This is a genomic window from Aminobacter anthyllidis (genome assembly GCF_018555685.1).
GTDB classification, from domain to species: domain Bacteria; phylum Pseudomonadota; class Alphaproteobacteria; order Rhizobiales; family Rhizobiaceae; genus Aminobacter; species Aminobacter anthyllidis.
Map to the genome: position 1 here is coordinate 36,410 of NZ_JAFLWW010000014.1, position 21,769 is coordinate 58,178.

At 60.6% G+C, this 21,769-nt stretch carries 18 protein-coding genes and 2 pseudogenes; 18 read left to right on the forward strand and 2 right to left on the reverse strand.

Features of this window, described 5'->3' with window-relative positions; translation table 11 throughout:
* Positions 1-74 precede the first annotated feature (74 nt).
* The 12 genes and pseudogenes from J1C56_RS30235 to J1C56_RS30285 all read left to right on the forward strand — a co-directional run.
* Positions 75-203, forward strand: a pseudogene (locus J1C56_RS30235) (antirestriction protein ArdC); the annotation flags it as partial.
* A gap of 199 nt (positions 204-402) precedes the next feature.
* Entirely contained in the window at positions 403-822 is a 420-nt protein-coding gene (locus tag J1C56_RS30240) for a DUF2958 domain-containing protein (protein WP_214393641.1), read from the forward strand.
* A gap of 79 nt (positions 823-901) precedes the next feature.
* On the forward strand, positions 902-1,873 hold the full coding sequence (locus tag J1C56_RS33190; protein ID WP_246592164.1) for a ParB/RepB/Spo0J family partition protein: 972 nt from the start codon (positions 902-904) through the stop codon (positions 1,871-1,873).
* Positions 1,803-2,633, forward strand: a complete 831-nt coding sequence (locus tag J1C56_RS33195; protein ID WP_246592165.1) for a hypothetical protein — start codon at positions 1,803-1,805, stop codon at positions 2,631-2,633. The genes J1C56_RS33190 and J1C56_RS33195 overlap by 71 nt, the downstream gene beginning before the upstream one ends.
* A gap of 227 nt (positions 2,634-2,860) precedes the next feature.
* Positions 2,861-3,835, forward strand: a complete 975-nt coding sequence (locus J1C56_RS30250; RefSeq protein WP_214393642.1) for a hypothetical protein — start codon at positions 2,861-2,863, stop codon at positions 3,833-3,835.
* A 417-nt stretch (positions 3,836-4,252) separates the two neighbouring features.
* Positions 4,253-5,434: a 5-demethoxyubiquinol-8 5-hydroxylase UbiM gene (gene ubiM, locus J1C56_RS30255; RefSeq protein WP_214393643.1), complete on the forward strand. Its 1,182-nt coding sequence runs from the start codon at positions 4,253-4,255 to the stop codon at positions 5,432-5,434.
* 425 nt (positions 5,435-5,859) lie between these two features.
* The gene (nodS, locus tag J1C56_RS30260) at positions 5,860-6,468 is read left to right on the forward strand and encodes a nodulation methyltransferase NodS (protein ID WP_214393644.1); all 609 of its coding nucleotides are present in this window, start codon (positions 5,860-5,862) and stop codon (positions 6,466-6,468) included.
* A 979-nt stretch (positions 6,469-7,447) separates the two neighbouring features.
* A complete protein-coding gene (locus tag J1C56_RS30265; RefSeq protein ID WP_214393645.1) occupies positions 7,448-8,044 on the forward strand; it encodes a NodA family N-acyltransferase in 597 nt (198 codons plus the stop codon).
* A 55-nt stretch (positions 8,045-8,099) separates the two neighbouring features.
* Positions 8,100-9,374, forward strand: a complete 1,275-nt coding sequence (nodC, locus tag J1C56_RS30270) for a chitooligosaccharide synthase NodC (protein WP_027033365.1) — start codon at positions 8,100-8,102, stop codon at positions 9,372-9,374.
* Between the two features lie 49 nt (positions 9,375-9,423).
* Positions 9,424-10,446 (forward strand): nodulation factor ABC transporter ATP-binding protein NodI, encoded by a 1,023-nt coding sequence (gene nodI, locus J1C56_RS30275; protein ID WP_006328887.1) that lies wholly within the window; start codon positions 9,424-9,426, stop codon positions 10,444-10,446.
* A gap of 3 nt (positions 10,447-10,449) precedes the next feature.
* The gene (locus J1C56_RS30280) at positions 10,450-11,238 is read left to right on the forward strand and encodes an ABC transporter permease (RefSeq protein ID WP_010913823.1); all 789 of its coding nucleotides are present in this window, start codon (positions 10,450-10,452) and stop codon (positions 11,236-11,238) included.
* Between the two features lie 302 nt (positions 11,239-11,540).
* Positions 11,541-13,562, forward strand: a complete 2,022-nt coding sequence (locus J1C56_RS30285; RefSeq protein ID WP_214393646.1) for a carbamoyltransferase family protein — start codon at positions 11,541-11,543, stop codon at positions 13,560-13,562.
* 437 nt (positions 13,563-13,999) lie between these two features.
* Here the strand turns inward: J1C56_RS30285 and J1C56_RS30290 are convergent, their stop codons facing one another.
* Positions 14,000-14,302: a PLP-dependent transferase gene (locus J1C56_RS30290; protein WP_246592166.1), complete on the reverse strand. Its 303-nt coding sequence runs from the start codon at positions 14,300-14,302 to the stop codon at positions 14,000-14,002.
* Between the two features lie 320 nt (positions 14,303-14,622).
* Between J1C56_RS30290 and pdxR the strand changes: the two genes are divergently transcribed.
* The 5 genes from pdxR (at position 14,623) to J1C56_RS30315 (ending at position 20,163) form a co-directional block, all read left to right on the forward strand.
* Positions 14,623-16,092, forward strand: coding sequence for a MocR-like pyridoxine biosynthesis transcription factor PdxR (gene pdxR / locus J1C56_RS30295; protein WP_010913827.1), 1,470 nt, complete (start codon positions 14,623-14,625; stop codon positions 16,090-16,092).
* A gap of 504 nt (positions 16,093-16,596) precedes the next feature.
* On the forward strand, positions 16,597-17,256 hold the full coding sequence (nodB, locus tag J1C56_RS30300; RefSeq protein WP_214393647.1) for a chitooligosaccharide deacetylase NodB: 660 nt from the start codon (positions 16,597-16,599) through the stop codon (positions 17,254-17,256).
* Positions 17,257-17,753: 497 nt separating this feature from the next.
* On the forward strand, positions 17,754-18,377 hold the full coding sequence (locus J1C56_RS30305) for an FMN-binding negative transcriptional regulator (protein ID WP_214393648.1): 624 nt from the start codon (positions 17,754-17,756) through the stop codon (positions 18,375-18,377).
* A gap of 27 nt (positions 18,378-18,404) precedes the next feature.
* Positions 18,405-19,055 carry a LysE family translocator gene (locus J1C56_RS30310; RefSeq protein WP_027033372.1) on the forward strand — a complete coding sequence of 217 codons (651 nt, stop codon included), beginning with the start codon at positions 18,405-18,407 and terminating at the stop codon, positions 19,053-19,055.
* Positions 19,056-19,350: 295 nt separating this feature from the next.
* On the forward strand, positions 19,351-20,163 hold the full coding sequence (locus tag J1C56_RS30315) for a TIM barrel protein (protein WP_246592167.1): 813 nt from the start codon (positions 19,351-19,353) through the stop codon (positions 20,161-20,163).
* 14 nt (positions 20,164-20,177) lie between these two features.
* Here the strand turns inward: J1C56_RS30315 and J1C56_RS30320 are convergent, their stop codons facing one another.
* Entirely contained in the window at positions 20,178-21,122 is a 945-nt protein-coding gene (locus tag J1C56_RS30320; protein WP_214393649.1) for a LysR family transcriptional regulator, read from the reverse strand.
* A gap of 91 nt (positions 21,123-21,213) precedes the next feature.
* On the opposite strand from J1C56_RS30320, the pseudogene J1C56_RS30325 reads away from it, so the two are divergent.
* Positions 21,214-21,663: pseudogene (locus tag J1C56_RS30325) on the forward strand (GNAT family protein).
* Positions 21,664-21,769: the final 106 nt, after the last annotated feature.

The window sequence follows — 21,769 nt, forward strand, 5'->3', positions numbered from 1 at the left end:
AGGAATGTGGCCGGAAACGGTGCAAAACCGCGCATCCAGCTGCGTTCCTTAACATTATCGACACCTCGCGATTACTGAAGGTGCTGCGCGAGGACAATCGCGCCATCTTCCGCGCCGCCAGCCTTGCCTCCAAGGCCGCCGATTTTCTTCTGGGCTTCAACGCCGAGGCCCAAGGCGCGCAACAAGACGAGATCGCGGCATGAGCGCGCGCGATCCCGACACCCTGCGGACCGAGCCAACGCCGCAAGGCGAGCAGACGCTCATTCCCGATGTCCAGCCACCACGCGCGACCGCCTGCCCGTTTGGCCGACGCGCCCGCGCGCGCAGCGCAAAAGCCGCTCGATATCGGGCTGTTCGATGACGCCAGAAATCAACGCGACCTGTTTTGAGAGGAGTTTTGCCATGATCCTGATTACCGACGACCTATGCGCCCGGCTGCTCGCCAATGGCGCAACCGACACCGAAACCGACCATGTCCCGGTGGTCAAACTGTTCGATCCGACCGGGCCAGCAACCTGGCTTCTCACTGAACTCGACGCCGACGGCGACACCCTTTTCGGCCTTTGCGACCTCGGCTTCGGCTTCCCCGAACTCGGCAGCGTCAGTCTTGCCGAGCTTGCAAGCGTCAAGGGGCGGCTTGGCCTCGGCATCGAGCGCGACCTTGGATTCAAGGCGCGCTTTCCGCTCTCCGTCTACGCCCAGGCAGCGTACAGCGCCGGCCACATCACCGAAGCCGACCGACTGCTGCGACAGGCGGCAGAAGCCCTTGGCAACGCCCATTCCAAGCTTCCGCCCGACACGGCGGAACAGACGCGCCGCTAGGCGCGAAAACCGTCCCGCCGCGCCGGCTTGCAGCCTCTGCGGCGGGACAATTCCACCCCTCAAACGAAGGAGACAAACCATGCAACTTGCCCACATTCCGCTTGATAAGCTCAACATTTCCGCGCTCAACATGCGCCATTCCAAACGCGCGCCCGACGTGTCGGACATCCTGCCATCGGTTCGCGCGCGCGGCGTCCTGGTGCCGCTTCTGGTGCGGCCCAACGGCACGCCGGAAAGCTTCGAGATCGTCGCCGGCCGGCGCCGCTATTTCGCCGCGAAGTCGCTCGCCGACGAGCGCGGCCAGCGCAATGCCTTGCCCTGCGCCATCATGGAAGACGGCGACGACGCCGACGCGCTCGAGGCCTCGCTGATCGAAAACTTCGCCCGGCTCGATCCCGACGAGGTGTCGCAGTGGGAGACGTTTTCGCGGCTGATCAAGGAGGGCCGCAGCGTTGATGACATCGCCGCCACCTTCGGCATCACCGAGCTTCTGGTCAAACGCATTCTGGCGCTCGGCGATCTTCTGCCCAAAATCCGCGAGGCCTATCGGCGCGCCGACATCGACGCCGAGACGGCGCGCCATCTGACCATGGCATCGAAGGCGCAGCAGAAGGATTGGCTGGCGCTTTATGCCGATCCCGAGCAATACGCGCCGCGCGGCCACCAGTTGAAACAATGGCTGTTCGGCGGCCAGTCGATTTCCACCAAGATGGCGCTGTTTGCCCTCGAGGATTATCCGGGCCTGATCGTCTGCGACCTGTTCGGCGAGGACAGCTATTTCGCCGATGCCGACCTGTTCTGGCAAAAGCAGAACGAGGCGATCGCCGCCAAACGCGATGCCTATCTGGAAGCCGGCTGGCCCGAGGTGGCCGTGCTCGAACCGGGGCAGCATTTCCAGTCATGGGACTACGAAAAGACGCCAAGGAAGAAGGGCGGCAAGGTCTTCATCTCAGTCTCGCATCGCGGCGCGGTCGAGTGCCATGAGGGGCTGGCTGTCGCGCAAGGAGGCCCGCCGCGCCCGCGCGCAAGGCGAAGCCGGCGCGCTCGATGAAATCCCCGCCAAGCCGTCGCGGCCGGAACTCACCGGGCCGATGCAGAACTATGTCGATCTGCACCGCCACGGTGCCGTGCGTACCGCCATGCTCGACCATCCTTGTGTCGCGCTGCGCCTGATGGTGGCGCATGCCATCACAGGTTCGGGCCTGTGGCAGGTTCGCCGCGAGCCGCAGCGCACCGCCAATGAAGCGGTGGCGGCAAGTATTGCCGCGTCCAGGGCCGAAGCCGCCTTCGCCGAAAAACGGCGCGCGGTGCTTGCGCTGCTTGGGCAGGCCGACGAGGAGGGTGCGATAGCCGGCGGCAATGGCGACGCCTTTGCGCTTGCCGCAGTCTTTGCCCGTTTGCTGCCACTTTGCGACGACGATGTCATGCGCGTTCTCAGCCTTGTCATGGCCGAGACGCTCGAAGCCGGCAGCGCCGTCGTCGAGGCGCTCGGCAACCATCTGGGCATCGACATGGGTGCGTGGTGGCAACCGGACGACGCCTTCTTCGACCTGCTGCGCGACAGGGAGATCGCCAATGCGATGCTGGCCGACCTCGCCGGCAAGCATGTCGCCGACGGCAATGTCGCCGAGAAGGTCAAGACGCAAAAGAAGATCATCCGCGATTGCCTCGCGGGCGAGAACGGCCGCGAGAAAATCGACAACTGGCTGCCCAACTGGATGAAATTCCCGGTCGAAAGCTACACGAAACGCGGCGGCTTCCGCACCGCCGATCAATGGGCGAGCGTCCAGTCGCTGTTCGTCCGCCAATAGCTGCCAAGCCGGGCGGCGGCGCTTGTCAAGTGCCGCCGCCCCGTTTGCCTGCCGCTGGAATATTGGCTGATGCGCACGGCGATCCGAACAGCATGTGCCACGCGCAAGGCTATTGTGCGTTGCACAAAAACCGACGCGCGCCTACACGTCCTTCCGTTGCGGGAATCGGGCTTGGACCAGCGGCGAGGCAATGCTTCGTCGATATCGCATTCAGCTGAGGACCCTTCATGACCCTTTCGAGCCCTGACAAATCTGGCGCCACCAGTCTCGAGGCCATCGCGCGAAACGGCGGCGTGCTGCGCCGCATCGCCGTGCGCATTCCGACCTATCTGTCGGACATTCGCGAGAACCCGGCATGGCTGCCGATGTTCGTGCTCGCCCGCACCATGCCGGCCCGCCGGATGCACTGGCGTGGGGCAAAGCCGGTTCGCGTGTCGCAAAAAGCCCACGACACCATGTTTGCCGGCGTCGATCGCCAGGACGTTGTCGAGGCGCTGCGGTCGGACGGGCTGTTTTGCGGGCTCGTCCTGCCGACTTCCATCCATAAGGAGATCGCCGCCTTCGCCCGCTACACGCCTTGTTTCGGCAATTTCGATCGCCGTCTCGAATTCATGGCTGAGGACCATGCCGAGGCCGAGAAGCGTTTCGGCTGCTCGCTGCTCAGCGGCCACTTTTTCGAACATATCCTCGGCTGCAAGGCAGCGGTCGCCATCCAGAACGACCCGCTGCTGCTCGACATCGCCGCGCATTATCTGGGCGCTCAGGCGAAATTGATCACCACACGCGTCTGGTGGAGCTTCCCGACCAGCCAGGCTTCCGACGCCGACAAGAACCGTGCCTCGCTTGGCAAGTATCATTTCGATCTCGATGACTGGAGGATGCTGAAATTCTTCTTCTATCTGACGCCGGTCGACGAAGGCACCGGCCCGCATGTTTATGTGCGGGGCAGTCATAACCGCCGCGCCATCAAGCATCAGCTGACGCTGCTTGTCGGCCATCCGGCGCAAGAAGTTCTCAAGGTCTATGGCGATGACAGCCCCGTCACGCTGACCGGCGAAGCCGGTCTCGGTTTCGTCGAGGATCCGTTCGGCTTCCATATGGGCACCGTGCCTTCGCGCACGCCACGGCTGATGATGGAAGTCGGCTTCGGCGTCTCCCCGCCCTCGCGCCGGCGCTTCCATGGCGAGCCGGTTATTCGCTGATCTCGCAAAAGTCCTGAAACAGCCCTCCCAGGTCAGACGCTTGTTCTCCCCTGGGCTGGCTGGTGCCATGGCGTCGTCATGGGATCAGCTGGCGCATGACTGGATTGGATCGATGTCATCTGACGCCGGTTGGGCCTCGACTGACCCAGATCAAGGCCACGCCCTTGTCGGCGTGGTTTGATCGCCCAGTCCTTCACGGGAAAAACGCATGTGCTGACCGACAGCCTGGTCGTCGCTCCCATCATCTTGACAATCCAGATCATACGGCAGGCAAATGACGCTTCACCAGCCAGGAACCGACGTGAGAAACGCGCTTGAGGCGATGCGGGCAATAGATCACAGCGCAATCGATGCACGACATGCGGCTCGACTCCCCCAACATCTCACGAAGAGAACCGACGCGCTGGCGGCGCGCTGATGGCCGGCTGTGACGACAGCTTCGACATTATTGTCGTGGGCGCCGGGCCGGTCGGACTTTCCTTCGCCGCATCGCTTGCCCATAGCCAGCTCAAACTGGCGGTTGTCGAAGGGCAGTCCCTGGAAAGACTGGCAAGTCCGGATTTCGACGGTCGCGAGATCGCGCTCACCCACGCCTCGATTGGAATCCTTCGCGAGCTCGGCGCCTGGGATGTTATCTCCGCTTCGGACAAGTCACCGCTTCAAGGCGCACGCGTCCTCAACGGATCGAGCCCGTTTGCGTTGTGTTTCGATTCCCCCGGCGGATCCGCGGAACCACTGGGCGTTCTGGTCCCGAATTGCCAGATCCGCGATGCCCTGTTCAAGATCATCCGCTTGCGGGGCCATGCCCGGCTGCTGTGCGGCCACTCGGTCGTGCGTGCAACAAACAGCCGTCAAGGAGCAGTGATAACGCTCTCCAATGGCAGGCAGCTGAGCGCTCGGCTTCTCGTTGCAGCCGATTCGCGTTTTTCCGCCACCCGCAATCTGCTCGCCATCGGCGCCGATATCAATCGGCTTGGCAACTCGATGCTGATTTGCCGGGTGAGGCACGAGCGCCCCCACCACCAGATTGCGATCGAATGGTTCGATCACCATCAGACGGTGGCGATGTTGCCTCTCGCGCCAGGCGTGTCGTCGCTGCTTTTGACTTTGCCCTCAAACGAGGCCGACGGACTGCTTGCCCTCGACGACGAGTTGTTCCTGAGGGAGTTGACAAAGCGCTGTCGAGGGCGCCTCGGCAATATGAACCTGGCAAGCCAACGCTATATCTATCCGTTGGCCACGACCTGGGCGCACAGGTTCCGGGCGCCGAGCGTCGCATTGATCGGCGACGCTGCCATTGGCATGCACCCGGTGACCGCGCATGGCTTCAACATCGGCCTCGGCGGCCAGAAGCAGCTCGCCCGCGGTATAGAGACCGCATGGCGCGACCGTCGCGACATTGCCGATCCCGACATGCTCCACAGATATGAAAGCCGACTGCGCCTGTCGGCGGCGCCGCTCTACCATGCTACGAATATCCTCGTCGGACTCTACTCAAGCGAGCATCCGGCGGCACGGCTTGCAAGGCATGTGGGGCTGCGCCTCGGCCAACATCTTCCCTTTGTCCGTCATGGCATTGCGGCCATGCTGAGGCGGTAAACCCCAGTCACCATAATGTCAGCATCAGCGTGCGGCGTCGTAGCAGGCGGGCGCGTGTGGTTCGACGTGAACGGTCGCGGCTGCGCGGGATCAGCTTGATGAAGACGGGGCTGCTCTAATACCGCGAGCTCTTCCATCGCGGATCGTCAACGTGTCAATCGCCGTGGGTGTGCGGAATTCCCCACCGCCGCAAAGCGTTTGTCGGCCGGCGTCACACAGAAGTGGACCCAGCCACGCCCAATTCCGCCTTCGATGTGTTCAGCGCGTGGATGGTTGTCATCCAAACAATCAATTTTGCCAATCCTGCCGACCCTATTAGGAGCGTGACCGAAATCAACTGCCTCGGCCCGCAGTACGGTCCCGACCCTACCGACATCTGACGGCATTTGCAGCGCCGGTGATTGCTGCCTTAGCTAGGTGCGAATTTGACCCATAAAATCGATCATGAACTGCTGAATCGAGAAATGGCCGCAGACGACCCATGGCGGCTCGATGGCAACCCGTTCGAGCGGGAGCGCCACACCCAAATTCTCCGGTTGTCACTTGCGCAAGGTCGAGTCGCAAATGCGCTCGAAGTCGGGTGCGCTGCCGGCGCTTTTACGGAGCGGCTAGCCCCCATTTGCCAGCGGCTCACCGTGATCGATGTCGTCGAGCCAGCGATTACGCGAGCACGTTTACGCATGAAGGAGACGCCGCACATCAGCTGGATAATTTCCGATGTTCAACAGTTTTCGAGTGATGAGCTGTTCGACCTGATCGTCGTTGCGGAGGTTCTTTACTACGTCGGAGACCTCGTTCAGATCCGCGCGGCAGTCCGCAACCTGGTAGGTCTGCTTGCGCCAGGCGGGCAGCTGGTTTTCGGATCGGCACGTGACGCCAATTGCCAACGCTGGGGGCACGCTGCTGGTGCAGAAACCACCATCGCCATGCTGAACGAATCGTTGACCGAGATCGAGTGCATCGAGTGCCGGGGCGCGTCGATCAATGAAGACTGCCTGTTGGCCCTCTTCCGAAAGCCGATTTCCACTTCCTGATGAAACAGTTGGAGACGGCTTCACCCAATAAATGACTCATAAATACCCAAATGGAGCGAAGTCCTTATTTTGCATGGCTCTTTCGGCCCAGGCGGGTGACGATCCCTAGCCGGGAAAGCGGCACTCCTCGTCGGGGGCCGTCGGTCCCGTGTCCCGCCTTAGCCGGCGCTATGCTGACACTCCTACGGCTGCCCTTTTAACCGATCTCGTCGTTGCAGTCAGTCCCGCGTCCCGGCGCTTCGGCCGGCGCAAATGCTGACGCTCCTTGCGCTGCCTTTTCTGTGTGCGGCGATCTTTGATCCCTCGCACGGAATGAAGACTTAGGGGCCAGCTCCTTCGCGCACTTCAGGCCTCAGGTGCTCAAGCTGGGTGTTCCAGTCGGCCAAAACCTCAAACAATTCGTTCGAAGTAGCGCCATCCGGGCGCGCCCTCCTTCCCGCTCTCCAGGTGCTTTCACCGACAGTCCGGTTGACCGGCAACACTCGAAAGCATTGACCAGACGATTCCTGTTGGCGAGCGCGACCATCGCGCCATTGGCATGCCGCCTTGCCGCAACTTGTCGAGCCAGAGCTTCGCGGAACCTGTTTGCCGCCGGCGATCCAGAGCTGCGCGATCGCCATGCATCATCAGCGTGCGCCAACGGTCGCCGCGTTTGCTGAGAGCCTAACAGTCAGGCCATCCTCCACTTGATCGCTGCTTCGGCACGGGCGCAGCCACGCGCTGGCGGCGCTCTTGAATCAGGTTGTGTCACCGACAGCTGCCATCGGTGCCGCCGCTTATCGGGCCAATCGAGCACGACCAGATGGTTCAGATCAGGGCCTTTGAAAGGCATGGTTTTAACATCCATAGCGTGGATGCTCGCGATCTAAACAATCAATTTTACCAATCCGGGAGGGTCGTTCATAGACCCATGACATGCACCGCCATTGCTCTACCGCGTGAGGTGCACAAAAGAACCCGAAAAAGAGGAAGTCTTCGCATGCGCCCTGACGTGCAGTGGAGGTTATGCTGGGAAAATGAGTTGCAGCTTCCCGATCACCTCGAACTCTCTGAGTTCTTCCGGAAGACCTATGAGCCGACCGGAGCCTTTAATGGGAAGCAATTCGCAGGCGGTCGAAGTTGGGCCGGTGCAAGGCCGGAGCTCCGCGCAATCGGCTATGATGTGCACGGGATAGCGGCTCACATGGGCGTGCTGCGCCGATACATCAAAGTTGGCGACGTTGATCTGCTGGTCGCTGAACTCGGTCTATACGGGGTGCGTCCGGATCTTGAGGGGCTGGGAATCGCCCATTCGATTAGCGTCATGTATCCAGTGCTGCAGCAGCTTGGCGTTCCATTCGCTTTCGGCACGGTTCGGCAAGCGCTCCGGAACCATGTTTCGAGGTTCTGCCGCAAAGGCTTGGCGAACATTCTGACGGGCGTTCGCGTGCGTTCAACCCTCCCGGACGTGTACCCCGATCTGCCTTCCACGACGCGAGTCGACGACGACGTACTCCTCATGGTGCTCCCAATTGGACGCTCGATGAGCGAGTGGCCGGCCGGCACTTTGATCGATCGGAACGGTCCAGAGCTATGACCGCGGATCTGTTATCCGCTCGCTTCCTCAAATTCACAGAAAAATCTGACATCTCATGACCCTGTTTGCCACAGCCAGTACTGTTGCCATCTGCTCTTATGCGCTGCTGTCGACCGTCTACAAAACCGCGCAGGTGTTTTATACCCTGCCTACAAACGTACCGCCGACCTCGGGCGACCCGCCCGGCGGTGAGCCTTGGCCGAGCGTCGATGTCATTATCCCGTGCTACAACGAGGCGCCTCGCACCCTCTCGGACTGCCTGGCTTCCATTGCAAGTCAGGAATACGCCGGTAAACTGCAGGTCTATGTTGTTGATGACGGTTCTGCAAACCGCGATGCCCTCGTAGGTGTACACGAGGAATACGCGGGCGACCCGAGGTTCAACTTCATTGCGCTCCCAAAGAATGTCGGAAAGCGCAAGGCGCAGATTGCCGCCATTCGCCGCTCGTGCGGCGATTTGGTGCTGAATGTAGATTCGGACACGATACTCGCGCCGGACGTCATCACAAGGCTTGCGCTGAAAATGCAAGATCAAGCGGTCGGCGCCGCCATGGGCCAGTTGGCGGCTAGCAATCGCAGTGAAACTTGGCTGACGCGGTTGATCGACATGGAATACTGGCTCGCCTGCAACGAAGAGCGGGCAGCGCAGGCTCGGTTCGGTGCCGTCATGTGTTGCTGCGGTCCGTGTGCCATGTACCGGCGATCCGCGCTTGTTTCGCTGCTGGATCAGTACGAGACGCAGCGCTTTCGAGGGAAGCCGAGCGACTTCGGCGAGGACCGCCACCTTACGATCCTGATGCTGAAAGCAGGCTTTCGAACAGAGTATGTCCCGGAGGCCGTCGCGGCAACAGTCGTTCCCAACAGCATGGGTCCCTATCTGCGCCAACAGCTTCGCTGGGCCCGGAGCACTTTCCGTGACACGTTGCTGGCGTTCCAACTGCTGCGCGGCCTTAATATTTATCTCACATTGGACGTGATTGGCCAGAATATTGGCCCATTATTGCTCTCTTTGTCGATTCTGGCGGGGCTCGCGCAATTGGTAACGACAGGTACTGCGCCTTGGACAGCATGCCTGATGATTGCAGCCATGACTATAGTTCGCTGCAGCGTGGCAGCGTTTCGTGCGCGCCAACTTCGATTTCTCGGTTTCTCGCTCCACACACTCATCAACATCTTTCTCTTGCTCCCGTTGAAAGCATACGCGCTGTGCACATTGAGCAACAGCGATTGGTTGTCGCGCAGCTCTGCGGCCAATGTGACAGACACTGGCGGCACCAGTTCAAAGCCGAACTTGGTGGGATCTGACGCAGCTTACAGCGAACAGCAATAGTCACGTGATCTCAGGTGGAAGAGTTTTGAGCCAGGACCAGAAACATCAAGTGTTGAAGCGTAAGTTGGGCCCAGAGGATTTGCGGCGATTCGAGACTCCTGCGATCGAACGGGAGTCTCACGGGCAGACAAGCGCGAAAAGCTCCGTGCCTGACTCTCTGTCGACCGTGGCAGTCGATTTTGCCGGCGTAACCAAGTCGTATGGGAACAAGATCGTTGTCGACGAACTGTCGTTCTCCGTTGCGTCGGGAGAGTGTTTCGGCCTCCTCGGACCAAACGGGGCGGGCAAAAGCACGATTGCGCGTATGCTCCTCGGCATGACATGCCCTGACGCGGGCACGATCACGGTGCTCGGCGTCCCGGTGCCGGCGCGCGCTCGGCTGGCACGCAGGGGCATTGGCGTGGTCCCGCAATTCGACAATCTTGACCAGGAATTCACCGTACGCGAGAACCTGTTGGTGTTCGGACGCTACTTCGGCATGAGCACACGTCAGAGCGAAGCGGTCATCCCGTCGCTTCTCGAGTTCGCTCGCCTCGAGCGCAAGGCGGATGCGCGCGTCTCGGAACTGTCCGGCGGCATGAAGCGATGCCTGACAATGGCGCGGGCGTTGATCAACGACCCCCAGCTCATTGTGATGGACGAGCCGACCACCGGCCTCGATCCGCACGCGCGCCACCTGATCTGGGAGCGACTGCGCGCCCTGTTGGCACGCGGCAAGACCATTATCCTGACGACGCATTTCATGGAAGAGGCTGAGCGATTATGCGATCGGCTGTGCGTGCTCGAAAAGGGCCGCAACATCGCCGAAGGCGGCCCGCAGGCGCTGATCGACGAGCATATCGGATGCCAGGTCATGGAGATTTATGGCGGCGATCCGCACGAGTTGCTGTCGCTGGTCAAGCCACATTCCCAGCGCATCGAGGTCAGCGGCGAAACCCTTTATTGCTATGCGCCAGACCCTGACCAGGTGCGCACGCAACTGCAGGGGCGAGCAGGTCTGCGTCTTCTTCTGCGTCCAGCCAATCTCGAGGATGTTTTCTTGCGACTGACCGGGCGCGAGATGGAGGAGTGAACGATGATTGAAGGTTTTGCGGCGGCGCTGCCGGCCAATGCGTGGAACTGGGTTGCGGTATGGCGCCGCAACTATCTGGCATGGAAGAAAGTCGCACTCGTGTCGCTTCTCGGTAACCTTGCCGATCCTATGATCTACCTTTTCGGCCTAGGCACCGGCCTCGGCATAATGGTCGGCCGCGTCGACGGTGCGTCGTATATCGCCTTTTTGGCGGCCGGCATGGTCGCGGTAAGTGCGATGACCGCATCTACCCTGGAAACATTGTACGCGGCTTTCGCCCGCATGCATTCTCAACGCACATGGGAAGCCATGCTGTATACGCACGTTACCCTCGGCGACATCGTTCTGGGTGAACTGGCGTGGGCAGCCACCAAGGCCTTCATGGCCGGTACGGCTATTACCATCGTCACCGCAACCTTGGGCTATGCCGCCTGGCCGTCCGTCCTCTATGCGCTGCCAATCATTGCTCTGACAGGGTGCGTATTTGCGAGCCTCGCGATGATCGTCACCGCACTTTCGCCCAGCTACGATTACTTCGTGTTCTACCAGACGCTTGTCCTCACACCTATGCTGTTCCTGTCGGGCGCCGTTTTCCCATTGAACCAGCTGCCTGGCGCCTTTCAGCAGATAGCGCGGTGCATGCCGCTGTCACATGCGATCGACCTCATTCGTCCGGTTATGCTTGATCGCCCGATCAGCGGCATCGCCCTGCACGTCGGTGTGCTCGGCCTGTACGCGCTGTTGCCATTCTTCCTCTCGATGGCGCTGTTGCGCCGCCGACTAATGCGCTGACGAAAGAGAGTGAGATAAACAATGCGCTACGGACTTCGTGCTGCAAATAAAAACGACATCGCAACGCAAATCGGCATCCAACCCAGGGTCTTCGTGGCATCCACTCAATCTCTCAACGTTATGGAACGCCCGGGACCTCGATCACAGGATCTCATGTTGATCCAGGCGTAAGAGAATTTCTTTGAGGTTGGTGATGTCTGACTGGCGTTCGCGGCGGCGAACGACAACGCAGCCTGTGTTTTTGATCAAACGGCCTTGAGACAGGCCAATTCAGTCTTCCTGTACGATAAACGGAGAGCGAGATGCTGTGTCTAGGATTGAGCGGCGGATTAGACAAAGTCTATGAAAACCGATTCCAGATTGCGAATACATTCATGCACGATGGCGCTGCGGTGCTCGTCCGAGACGGACACGTCATCGCGGCCGTAGAAGAGGAGCGCCTCAATCGGATCAAACACTCCAACAAGCTCCCAATCAGTTCGGTTCAATACTGTCTTTCAGCCGCTGGGGTTCAGCTCAGCGAAATCGATCATGTGGCGTACTACGCTACCGAAGCCTATTGCAACGCCATGCTCGAAAACATGCTTGCTTCCGAGCCGAACGCCTCCATTCCGTTGGATGCCAAATTTTTGGTGCAGCAGCTGTTGGCGCAGGAGTTCGGTAGCGAGCTCGACCCTTCGCGTATCTCATTCGTAAGTCATCATCAGGCGCACGCCGTGAGTGCTTTTGCAATGTCGGGCTTCGAGCAAAGTCTGATTTTCGCGATTGATGGCTCTGGTGATTTCCAGTCGGGTCTTGTGGCGGTAGGATCTGGTGCTGAAATTTCGCAACTCGCGACTTTCCCAGAGAACAATTCCCTTGGGCTATTTTATCTCGAGGTGATCCGGTATCTCGGCTACGGCTTGTTCGATGAATATAAGGTAATGGGGCTTGCCCCCTACGGCGATCCCGTTCCCTATCGCGAGCTTTTCGAGCAGTTCTATGAACTGTCTGCAAACGGCGAGTATCGCGTCCACCTGGACCGCATCGGTCCGACTTTGCTTCGCACCATTCAGGTCCGGCAAAAGGGAATGCCATTCACTCAGCAGCACAAAGATGTGAGTGCGTCGTTACAGGAAGCACTCGAACGCATCGTGTTTCACATTCTTCGGCATCATCGTGAGGCCACCGGGATGACGCGGTTGTGCCTGGCCGGCGGCGTTGCGCACAATTGCTCCATGAACGGCAAGCTGCTCTATTCAGGACTTTTCGAAGACATCTTCGTGCAGCCCGCGTCGCATGACGCTGGCTGCGCATTGGGCGCTGCATTAATCGTGTCTGGTGAGCTAGGCCGCCCCGCGCCGCGTGCGCGACTGCAGGAGGTTTATTGGGGGCCGGATCTCGCGAGCGATCACGCTGTCGAAGAGGAACTAAAGGCATGGGCGGGGCACCTGGAGTTTGAACGCACTGAGGAGGTGGCGGATAGGGCAGCCGAGTGGATGGCCGGTGGCGCCGTGATCGGCTGGGTGCAAGGTCGTTCGGAGTTCGGGCCGCGCGCGCTCGGAAATCGCAGCATTCTTGCCGACCCCAGGCCCGCCACAAACAAGGACCGGATCAACGCCATGGTCAAGAAGCGGGAAGGGTATCGCCCGTTCGCCCCATCAGTGCTGGAGGAGGATGCGCGCGAATTTTTCGACCTCCCAGGCAGTGCGTGCGAATTTCCCTTCATGAATTTCGTGGTCCGTGTGCGCGACTCCAAGCGTGGTTTGCTCGGCGCCATCACGCACGTCGACGGTACGGCTCGGCTGCAAACAGTATCGCGCAAGGCCAGTCCGGCCTACTGGGACGTCATCAATGCCTTCAAGCAGCGCACTGGCATCCCAATTCTGCTCAACACGTCCTTTAACAACAATGCCGAGCCGATCGTGGATTCAGTTGCAGACTCGATTGCCACGTTCCTGACGACAGGGTTGGATGGACTTGTGGTCGGGCCGTTCCTCGTCAAAAAACGGGCCACAACGCTGGAGGATTGGACTGCGCTCGCGGTTTCATTGCCGCCTTATGTATCCCTGTATAAGGTCCGCGCTCACACGGCGCTGGATCGCCAGGAGACCGTCTGCGAAATCCGAACGGATCACTCCAGCCGTGACGGTGTGCGTATTTCACATGACTTGTTCGATCTGCTGACGCGGATCGAAGGCGAAGCCGTGCTGGCGGATCTCCTCGATACAATTACGCTGGATCAGGCCCAGCGCGAGGCTCTCACAGGAGAACTGCGACGGTTGTGGGAGCAGCGCCGCGTTCGCATGCGTCCCTCGCAAGCTGCTCGCGTCCATCAAAACTGATGCCAATCGCTGGACGACAGATAGCAGTTGCCGAAACACCGGTCTGTCCAAGCATCTTCATATGACTGTGCCCAATCCATCGGCTGAGGCAAGGATCCTGACGATTGCATCTGCTCGCGAGCATGTCATGTTCAACCCATCTAACCCTTATGGCAGTCGAGGATCAGTAATGGATTTGCTTGCCGGTGGCCCAAAACAGCACCAATTTGTCGTTTCTCGACGGCGGAGCCGGTTCGGTGACTGCCTATGGTCTCCGGCATCAGCCTGGTGTTCCGCATAGCGGACGGGACCTGCGAGCGGGCTGCGCCGCTCGCGGGATAAGGCGGCCGCCCTACGGCGCGCCAAGCCGGCATATTCGTCGTTGAGATGCTTTTTGGCCAAATGCGTTGGTGGGGCGACGATCATGTCTTAGCGCGGCTTGACCCTTCGCCCTCCAATTATGACGCCATTGCGGATTTCGCCGGCGCTTTCTTCAGGACTCGAGATCTGTTGGTCAAGGCCACCCGCGCGGTTAGCGTTGGCGATGCCCGACGTCTGCTTTCGGGCAATCGCCTGATCGGGATGCGAGTCGAGGAAGGGGAGCTCACCCAACCCACGGCCGAATGCCCGTCGCGCACCTGCGCGATCGCAAGCGCCGTGGTGCTGTGCCATTCCATGCGAAGCGTGAGAGTCTTTTTCAGCCCGCGCAGAACCAGGAAGGCCGACATGGTCGGGAGCGCCGCGCCGGTGATGTAGCGCAAGGCCGTTTCGTACAGCGTGTGGAGGGGTTCCGCGTCGCCGAGGATTGCGCCGCCAAGGCTGCGGCCTCATTCGCCGCAACACCTTCAATCGTAGGTCGAGTTCAGGAAGGCGCGTGGTTGAACGGCATTGGGAAAACCAGCCGGATCGTAGCCGTGATGGATCGCGCGGGTAGCGAAGCCGAATTTGGCATCGTTCGCAGATGTGCCACTTTCCGGTCTTGGATTGCGGTCTCGGGCATCGGCTTCAGACGTGCTCTTGGCTTTCGGAAGGAGTGGCTGCAAACTGGTTGATATGGAATGTCCAGTTGGCAGGAAAAGAAATGGTCCAGTCTCCAGGTCCCGGTGCTTCAACCCGCTCGCATGGCATGGGCGCGCGCCAGATCTACGAAGCGCTTCGCGAGCAGATCCTCAGAGGCGTTTACGGCACCGGCAGCCAGCTGCCGTCCTCCCGTGGTCTCGCCGAGGAACTTGGAGTCTCGCGAACGACCGTCACCGTCGCCTACGAGCAGCTGGCCGCGGAAGGTTTCATCGACATCCGTCAAGGCGCGCGCCCTCGTGTCGCATCCTCACTGCTGGGACATGAGCTGACCGCCAATCCCCCAAAACGGTTCGGCCCGGTTCACTTGTCAAGCTATGGCGAACGGCTGCGTGGTACTCCGCGCTGGCCGGATTACCTGCCGAACACGCTGAAGGTTGATTTCCGATATGGCGTCCTGGCGCCCTCAGATTTCCCCGCATCGGTTTGGAAGCGCGCGATGAACGCGGCGATGGCGCAGCGGCCGGCACGGCTCGCCTATGACGATCCGTGCGGTTCGAGCCGGCTCCGCCAAGCGCTTCAGGGCTATCTCTGGCGCGCCCGTACTGTGCGCTGCGACCCCGAGCAGATCGTCATCGTCAATGGTTCGCAGCAGGGCCTCGATCTCTGCGCGCGCCTGCTGCTCGACCCCGGGGACAGCTTCGTCATCGAGGACCCCTGCTACAGGATGGCGCGCCAGGTCTTTGCCAGTACAGGTGCCACGCCCGTTCCCGTCGAGGTTGACGATCACGGCATGCAAACGGAGCAACTGGCGGGGGTCGCGGCCCGGCTGGCCTATGTGACGCCCTCGCATCAGTTTCCGCTCGGCGGCGTCATGCCGATCCCGCGGCGGCATCAGCTTCTGGAATGGGCGCGGGAGCAGGGCGCCTATGTCATCGAGGACGACTACGACAGCGAATATCGCTACGATATCAGCCCCGTTCCCCCGTTGCATAGCCTCGAGGATCATGGGGCCGTCATCTACCTCGGCACCATCTCCAAGACGCTCTCGCCGATGCTGCGGATCGGTTATCTCGTCGTCCCGGCGGAATTCCTGCAGGTTTTCGAAACCGCCAAGCAGCTTGCCGACCGGCATTCTCCGATGGCGGGGCAGGAGTCATTGGCCTCTCTGATCGAGAGCGGTGGCTATGAAAGCCATGTGCGCCGCGTGCGCCGCATCAACGGCGAGCGCCGGGAGGCATTGCTGACCGCCCTGAAGCGGAGTTTTCAAGGTCGGATCGCCGTCCAGGGGGCAGAGGCTGGACTGCACGTCGTCATATGGTTCAACGACCTGCCGCGATCGCGTGAAACGGCGTTGGTCGAAGCTGCCCAATACGCGGGTCTGGGTCTGCACCCGATTTCGCCGCTTTATCATCGGCAGTCGGGAGCAGGCGAAGCCGACCGCGTCGGGCTTGTCATGGGCTATTCCGCCCTGAGCATCCGGCAGATCGAAAAAGGCGTCGAGATGCTGCGGGACGTCGTCGCTCGACTCTGAGACGCTGACGGTTCCGCACGCGGGTTAGAACGCATTCGCGGCCGCTCATCGTAAACAGTTCATCGTTGAAATAGTCGCGCGGCCGGGCGACGGCCGCGCTCATGGACGGCTGACATGATGCTGCTGCCGCCGTGAGGTTGCGCGCGATCCACGCCTTTGTCTCATCTATCCGCAACGTGGATGCTTGTCATCGAAACAATCGATTTTGCCGATTCGACAGAACGTCCCATAGGAAGAATTCAAGGATGCAGCCCTAAGGAGATTGTCGATGCATGCGTTGGCTCCGAGGAGCATTTTCTGGTGTGTCCCTCCTGGTCTGCGCCGAACATCAAGCGAGCCGATCCCCTTTTCGACCAGGTACATCGGTGATCGGCGCAAGCTGCATCGCGTCGGCTCTTCGCGACAAGCTCCCTCCGATAGCGTAGGCCCCTACCTCAAGGATCGGGGTTATGCCGATTGCGAATGGCCGACCGGTACAACAATTGACCGCAAGGGTTCGCAGCTATGAGGCGTCTCGATGACAGATGGGAGGTGCAGAGTGAATGCGCTGACGGCACCGGGCGTCGAAGCGTTTATCTGACGTTTGACGACGGTCCCAATCCATGTTTCACACCACAGATACTCGATGTGCTGGCGCAAAATCGGGTGCCAGCGACATTCTTCGTCATTGGTGCTTACGCCGCAGAGCATCCGGATCTCATCCAGCGAATGATCGCAGAAGGGCATGAGGTAGGCAACCACACGATGTCTCATCCGGACCTGTCCAAGTGCGGCTTGGGCGAAGTGCAACGTGAGGTATTTGAGGCGAACCAGGCCATCATGCTAGCATGCCCGCAGGCCTCGATCCGCTACATTCGCGCGCCATACGGCGCCTGGAGCGAAGAAGTGCTCACTGCCTCAGAGATCGCGGGGCTGGCGGCCCTTCATTGGTCGATCGACCCAAGAGACTGGTCGCGCCCCGGCACCGACGCGATCGTCGATGCAGTGCTCGCCTCGGTACGCCCCGGCGCAATCGTGCTCTTGCACGACGGATGCCCTCCCGACGAGTCGACACGGAGCACTCAAGCCAGTCTGCGCAACCAGACCGTTATGGCGCTGTCCAATCTGATTCCTGCATTAGATGCCTGGGGATATGAAATTCGCTCGCTTCCAGAACATCACTGAAATGCGAGATCGCATGGACCTGCTTTCCCAGCCAGTACCTGTGTGGTCTCGCTTATGAAGGCTTACAGGCCGTTTACGCCCTGCGAACAAGCACTTCGTCGACATCGGACGAACGGGTCGGCTCCGACAGTTGGCTAAGCGTAGACGTCTGTTGTCACCTGCTACGATGAGGACCCGCGCACGCTCTCGGCATGGCCCAGCACCGCCGGTAGGTTCACTCTTCGACGATTGTTTGAATGTATGGTTCACTTCGCGTTGGATCAATTTCATTGGGCTTGCCGCAGGCTCACATAGCGCGACCAAGCGGGATCGCTGGCTGCGTCCAAAAGGTTTGGCAAGCAATTCGCATACCGTGACCGGCACCGGGGGATTCCGGTGCTCCGATGCGGCGCGAGATGCCAACTTTCCCCAACTGGACCGCCTCAAAAGCTTCTGACTGGCTGTTTCCAATATGCCAGCTTGCCAGTATCTGACCTGGTAACGCAAGGAGTTTCGCGATGTACATCCCTCCCGCTTTCCGCGACGACGACAAGGAATGCCTGCGCGCGACCATTCGCGCGGCGCTGCTGGCGAACTTCGTTACCGTCACGGCGGAAGGGCCGCTCGCAACGCCACTGCCCCTCTTCCTTGACGAGAGCGAGGGCGAGCACGGCGTGATCTACGGGCACCTGGCGAAGGCCAATCCCCAGTGCCGTGTTCCGCCGCTGGGCGACGGCTTGGCCATCTTCATGGGGCCGGACGCTTACGTGACGCCGGCATGGTATGCGACCAAGCGGGAAACCGGGAAGGTCGTCCCGACCTGGAATTACGTCGCCGTCCACGCCTATGGCCCGGTCGAGTTCTTCGAGGAAGCGGGAAGACTGCTGGACGTCGTGAATCGGCTGACCGACCACCACGAGGGCGAGCGCGCCTCGCCTTGGGCCGTGTCGGACGCGCCGCCGGATTTTGTACAAGCGCAACTCCGCGGAATCGTCGGCCTGCGCATGCCAATCACGAGGTTGGAGGGCAAGCGCAAAATGAGCCAGAACCGGAACGCGGCCGACCGCGCTGGCGTGGCGGCGGGCCTTGCGGCGAGCGAGCGGGCATCTGACCGCGACGTCGCCGCTCTCATCCCAAAATAATCATGAACTTCGTCGGAATCGACCATCATGCCAGAACTGACCCCACTCGCCCTGTACCTCGCCGCGGCCTCCGTGCTCGCCATCACCCCCGGTCCGGGCATCTTCTACGTTGCCGCGCGCACGCTCGCCGGTGGTCGTCGGGAAGGTATCGCTTCCAGCTTCGGCACGGGGTTGGGGGGCATGATCCACGTCCTCGCGGCAAGCTTAGGTGTTTCCGCGATCGTGCTCGAGAGCTCGGAACTGTTCTCCGCATTAAAGCTGTTCGGCGCGGTCTACCTCGTCTGGCTCGGCTTTCGCACCTTTCAAGCCGCCCGCCTCAAGGGAGCGACTGGCGGCGATGACGGCGCCGCAGTGGGTCCAGTCGGACCCCGGCGGGCGTTTCGTGAAGGGGTACTGGTCGAGGCGCTCAACCCGAAGACGGCAGTCTTTTTCCTCGCCTTCATTCCGCAGTTCGTGAATCCGAGCGCAGGGCTCGTGGCTCTGCAATTCGCGGTGCTTGGCTCCGTGTCCATTGCGCTCAACACGCTCGCCGACATCGTGGTTGCCGTCGTGGCCAGCGGCATTCAAGACGGCGCGGCAGCGCGTCCCGGGTTGATCCGCCGCCTGAGGGAGGCGTCAGGCGGCGCGATGATCGCGCTGGGCGTCGGCCTCGCTCTGGCGAAACACCCTGCTGCCTGACTTTGAATCTGATCGATTGGGCATCTTTCAGGGTTGGCGGGTACCTTGCGGAAGCAGTTGGAAGGCTGCGAGCCAGTTCGGTCATTGCACCTATTCAAGCCATGTCTCAGGAGGCGCGGCACCGCCGTTTGGGTGAACGTCGGCTCATAAATGAGAGAAAAACATAGCGTGAGAGAAACGTGAGTACGACTGCCTCGCCTCGCTCATGCCCATCATTTCGGACCTCGCGAATCAACGCACGGTAGAAGCCAGTCAGCCGAGAATGACGCCCGTTTCATGGAAGGAAAGCCAAGCCATGCGCCAAGCATCGCCCCGCTTTGCACTCGATTACATGGCGACCCCCGGACTTGACGTCAGGGCACTTTTCGCTTTTGCCCGCGACCAGGGCCTAACCGATGTCCAGATCCGCAGCCAACCGGGCAGCAATGCTGTTGCACGCGGCATGCCGGCGGCGGACGTCCGGTCTGCGGCCGCCGACACAGGCGTTGGGATTATTTCCGTCAATGCCTTGCAGCGCTTCAACGAGTGGACCCCCGCCCGCAGGGCCGAGGCGAGCAAGCTCGCCGATTATGCGGCGGCCTGCGGAGCCAAGACGCTCATGCTGGTGCCGGTCAACGACGGCTCCTGGCCCGCCAATGTCGAGCGCCGGGGCGATCTCCGCGTCGCCTTGAAGGCGCTCAAGCCGATCCTCCAGTCGCGCGGTCTGATCGGTCTCATCGAGCCGCTGGGCTTCCGGACCTGCTCGCTTCGATCGAAGAACGAAGCGGCCAAGGCCATTGCCGCCATTGATGGCCAATCCGTCTTCCGCCTCGTGCACGACACGTTCCACCACACGCTTGCTGGGGAGACGTTCTTCTCCTGCGATCTGACCGGTCTCGTCCACATTTCAAGCGTGAACGATCCGATCCACTGGATTTACCCGGATCGCGTCCTGGTCGGTTCCGACAATGGCAGCCAGATCCGGGCACTGCTTGATGGCGGCTATGGGGGGCTCTTCTCATTCGCACCGTTTGTCGACGCAGCCCACCCGCTGGACGACCTCGCAGGCGCACTTGCCGCGAGCATCGCTCTCTTCCGACACGGGCTATTGACGCGAGTGCCGGCGTGAGACGCGGGAGTAAATTAGGGCTGCTTGGGGCGCCTTTTGGCGTCCCCCGGAGAAGTCATTCGAGACGCCTCCTGTAGCAATATCTCTCGCAGCCAGATGCTTGCCGGATCACTGTTGTGGAGGGCGGGCCATTGAACGGCCTCGGTGAATGCGGGAAGCGGCAGCGGAAGGTCGATGATCCGCAGGGGGAAGGTTTTTTTGAAATGCTGAACCAGCCGGAAGGGCATGGTCGCTATACGAGCTGTGCCTGAGACCATCGGCGGGATCATGCTAAAGGCCTGCACGACGATCTCGACACGTCTCTTGAGACCATGCTCAAGAAAAAACCGTTCCTCGATGGAGGGCTTCAGCGTCCGCCCGAACTTGACCGCAACGTGCCTCATCGACATGTATCTCTCGAATGTAAGCTGCCGTGGCAGCTGCTTGTTCGTGGAGCAGCCCACGCACACGAGCGTCTCGTCGAACAGCGCCGCTCTTGGATGGGCACCTGACATGAACAATTCTGGAAAAATCAGAAAATCGACGTCACCGCGCCGGAGAAGCTCATCGGGGTCGTCGTCGATAGGCAACAATTCGAAGCTGACGGCGGGTGCTTCGCGTGCAACCCGCTCCACGACCTTTTCAAAAAACACGAGTGTGGCGAAATCGGAAAGAATGATCCTGAAACGGCGATCGGATTGAGCCGGATTAAACGGATCCCAAGAGATAATCGAGCACTGGATTTGCAAGAGTGCGCTGCGAACTGCGGGGGCGAGTGTTTCCGCACGCGGGGTTAGAACACGTTCGCGGCCGCTCGTCGTAAACAGTTCATCGTTGAAATAGTCGCGCAGCCGGGCGACGGCCGCGCTCATGGCCGGCTGACTAAGGTTGATGCTGCTTGCCGCCGCCGTGAGGGTCCGCTCGGTCAGCAGTGCGTCGAGCACGACGAGAAGGTTCAGATCAAGGCCCTTGAAGCGCATGGCTTTCACTTATCCATAGCGTGGATGCTCGCGATCTAAACAATCGATTTTACCAAACTTCCAGGGCGCTGCATAGATGACCGCACTTGGCATGCGCCCGACCACGCCACTGCTTCTGCAGCGTGTGCTGGGAAATGACTTGCAAGTAGCCGGTCATGTCGAACTCTCCGCCTTCTTCCAAAAGGCCCATGGGCGACAGGGGCTTTCAGGCGGTTATAGCTGGGCCGGTGCAGGGCCGGAGGTTCGCGCAATCGGCTCTGATGTGCACGGCGTAGCGGCTCACTAGGACCTGCTGCGCCATTTCTTCACGGTTGGCGAGGTTGATTTCTTGGTAGGCGAACTCGGATCGTACAGGATGCATCCGGATCTTGAGAGACTCGGAATGAGCCATTCTATCCGCGTCACGCGTCCGGTGCTGCAGCAGCGTGGCATTCCATTCGCTTTTGGCATGGTTCGGCACCGGCTGCGAAACCATCTTGAGAGGTTCTGCAGAGACGGCCAGACGACCATAGTGCCGGGCGTTCCCCATCGCCACACATGATCGCGACCGCCAATGCGCTCGAGGTTTGCGATCAGGCACTGGGATTTTGTCCGCTCGGTTGCACCCAATCGGCCCTCCATACCACGCCGCGATCCGCGTGATTTTC

Bases quoted from the DNA above. Each gene is read 5' to 3' on its own strand.
- J1C56_RS30305 (WP_214393648.1), top strand. From the start codon at position 17,754: ATGTACATCCCTCCCGCTTTCCGCGACGACGACAAGGAATGCCTGCGC.
- nodC (WP_027033365.1), top strand. From the start codon at position 8,100: ATGACCCTGTTTGCCACAGCCAGTACTGTTGCCATCTGCTCTTATGCG.
- nodB (WP_214393647.1), top strand. From the start codon at position 16,597: ATGAGGCGTCTCGATGACAGATGGGAGGTGCAGAGTGAATGCGCTGAC.
- J1C56_RS30240 (WP_214393641.1), top strand. From the start codon at position 403: ATGATCCTGATTACCGACGACCTATGCGCCCGGCTGCTCGCCAATGGC.
- J1C56_RS33190 (WP_246592164.1), top strand. From the start codon at position 902: ATGCAACTTGCCCACATTCCGCTTGATAAGCTCAACATTTCCGCGCTC.
- J1C56_RS30320 (WP_214393649.1), bottom strand. From the start codon at position 21,122: ATGCGCTTCAAGGGCCTTGATCTGAACCTTCTCGTCGTGCTCGACGCA.
- J1C56_RS30310 (WP_027033372.1), top strand. From the start codon at position 18,405: ATGCCAGAACTGACCCCACTCGCCCTGTACCTCGCCGCGGCCTCCGTG.
- J1C56_RS30265 (WP_214393645.1), top strand. From the start codon at position 7,448: ATGCGCCCTGACGTGCAGTGGAGGTTATGCTGGGAAAATGAGTTGCAG.
- J1C56_RS30280 (WP_010913823.1), top strand. From the start codon at position 10,450: ATGATTGAAGGTTTTGCGGCGGCGCTGCCGGCCAATGCGTGGAACTGG.
- ubiM (WP_214393643.1), top strand. From the start codon at position 4,253: ATGGCCGGCTGTGACGACAGCTTCGACATTATTGTCGTGGGCGCCGGG.
- J1C56_RS30285 (WP_214393646.1), top strand. From the start codon at position 11,541: ATGCTGTGTCTAGGATTGAGCGGCGGATTAGACAAAGTCTATGAAAAC.
- J1C56_RS30250 (WP_214393642.1), top strand. From the start codon at position 2,861: ATGACCCTTTCGAGCCCTGACAAATCTGGCGCCACCAGTCTCGAGGCC.
- pdxR (WP_010913827.1), top strand. From the start codon at position 14,623: ATGGTCCAGTCTCCAGGTCCCGGTGCTTCAACCCGCTCGCATGGCATG.
- J1C56_RS30315 (WP_246592167.1), top strand. From the start codon at position 19,351: ATGCGCCAAGCATCGCCCCGCTTTGCACTCGATTACATGGCGACCCCC.
- J1C56_RS33195 (WP_246592165.1), top strand. From the start codon at position 1,803: ATGAGGGGCTGGCTGTCGCGCAAGGAGGCCCGCCGCGCCCGCGCGCAA.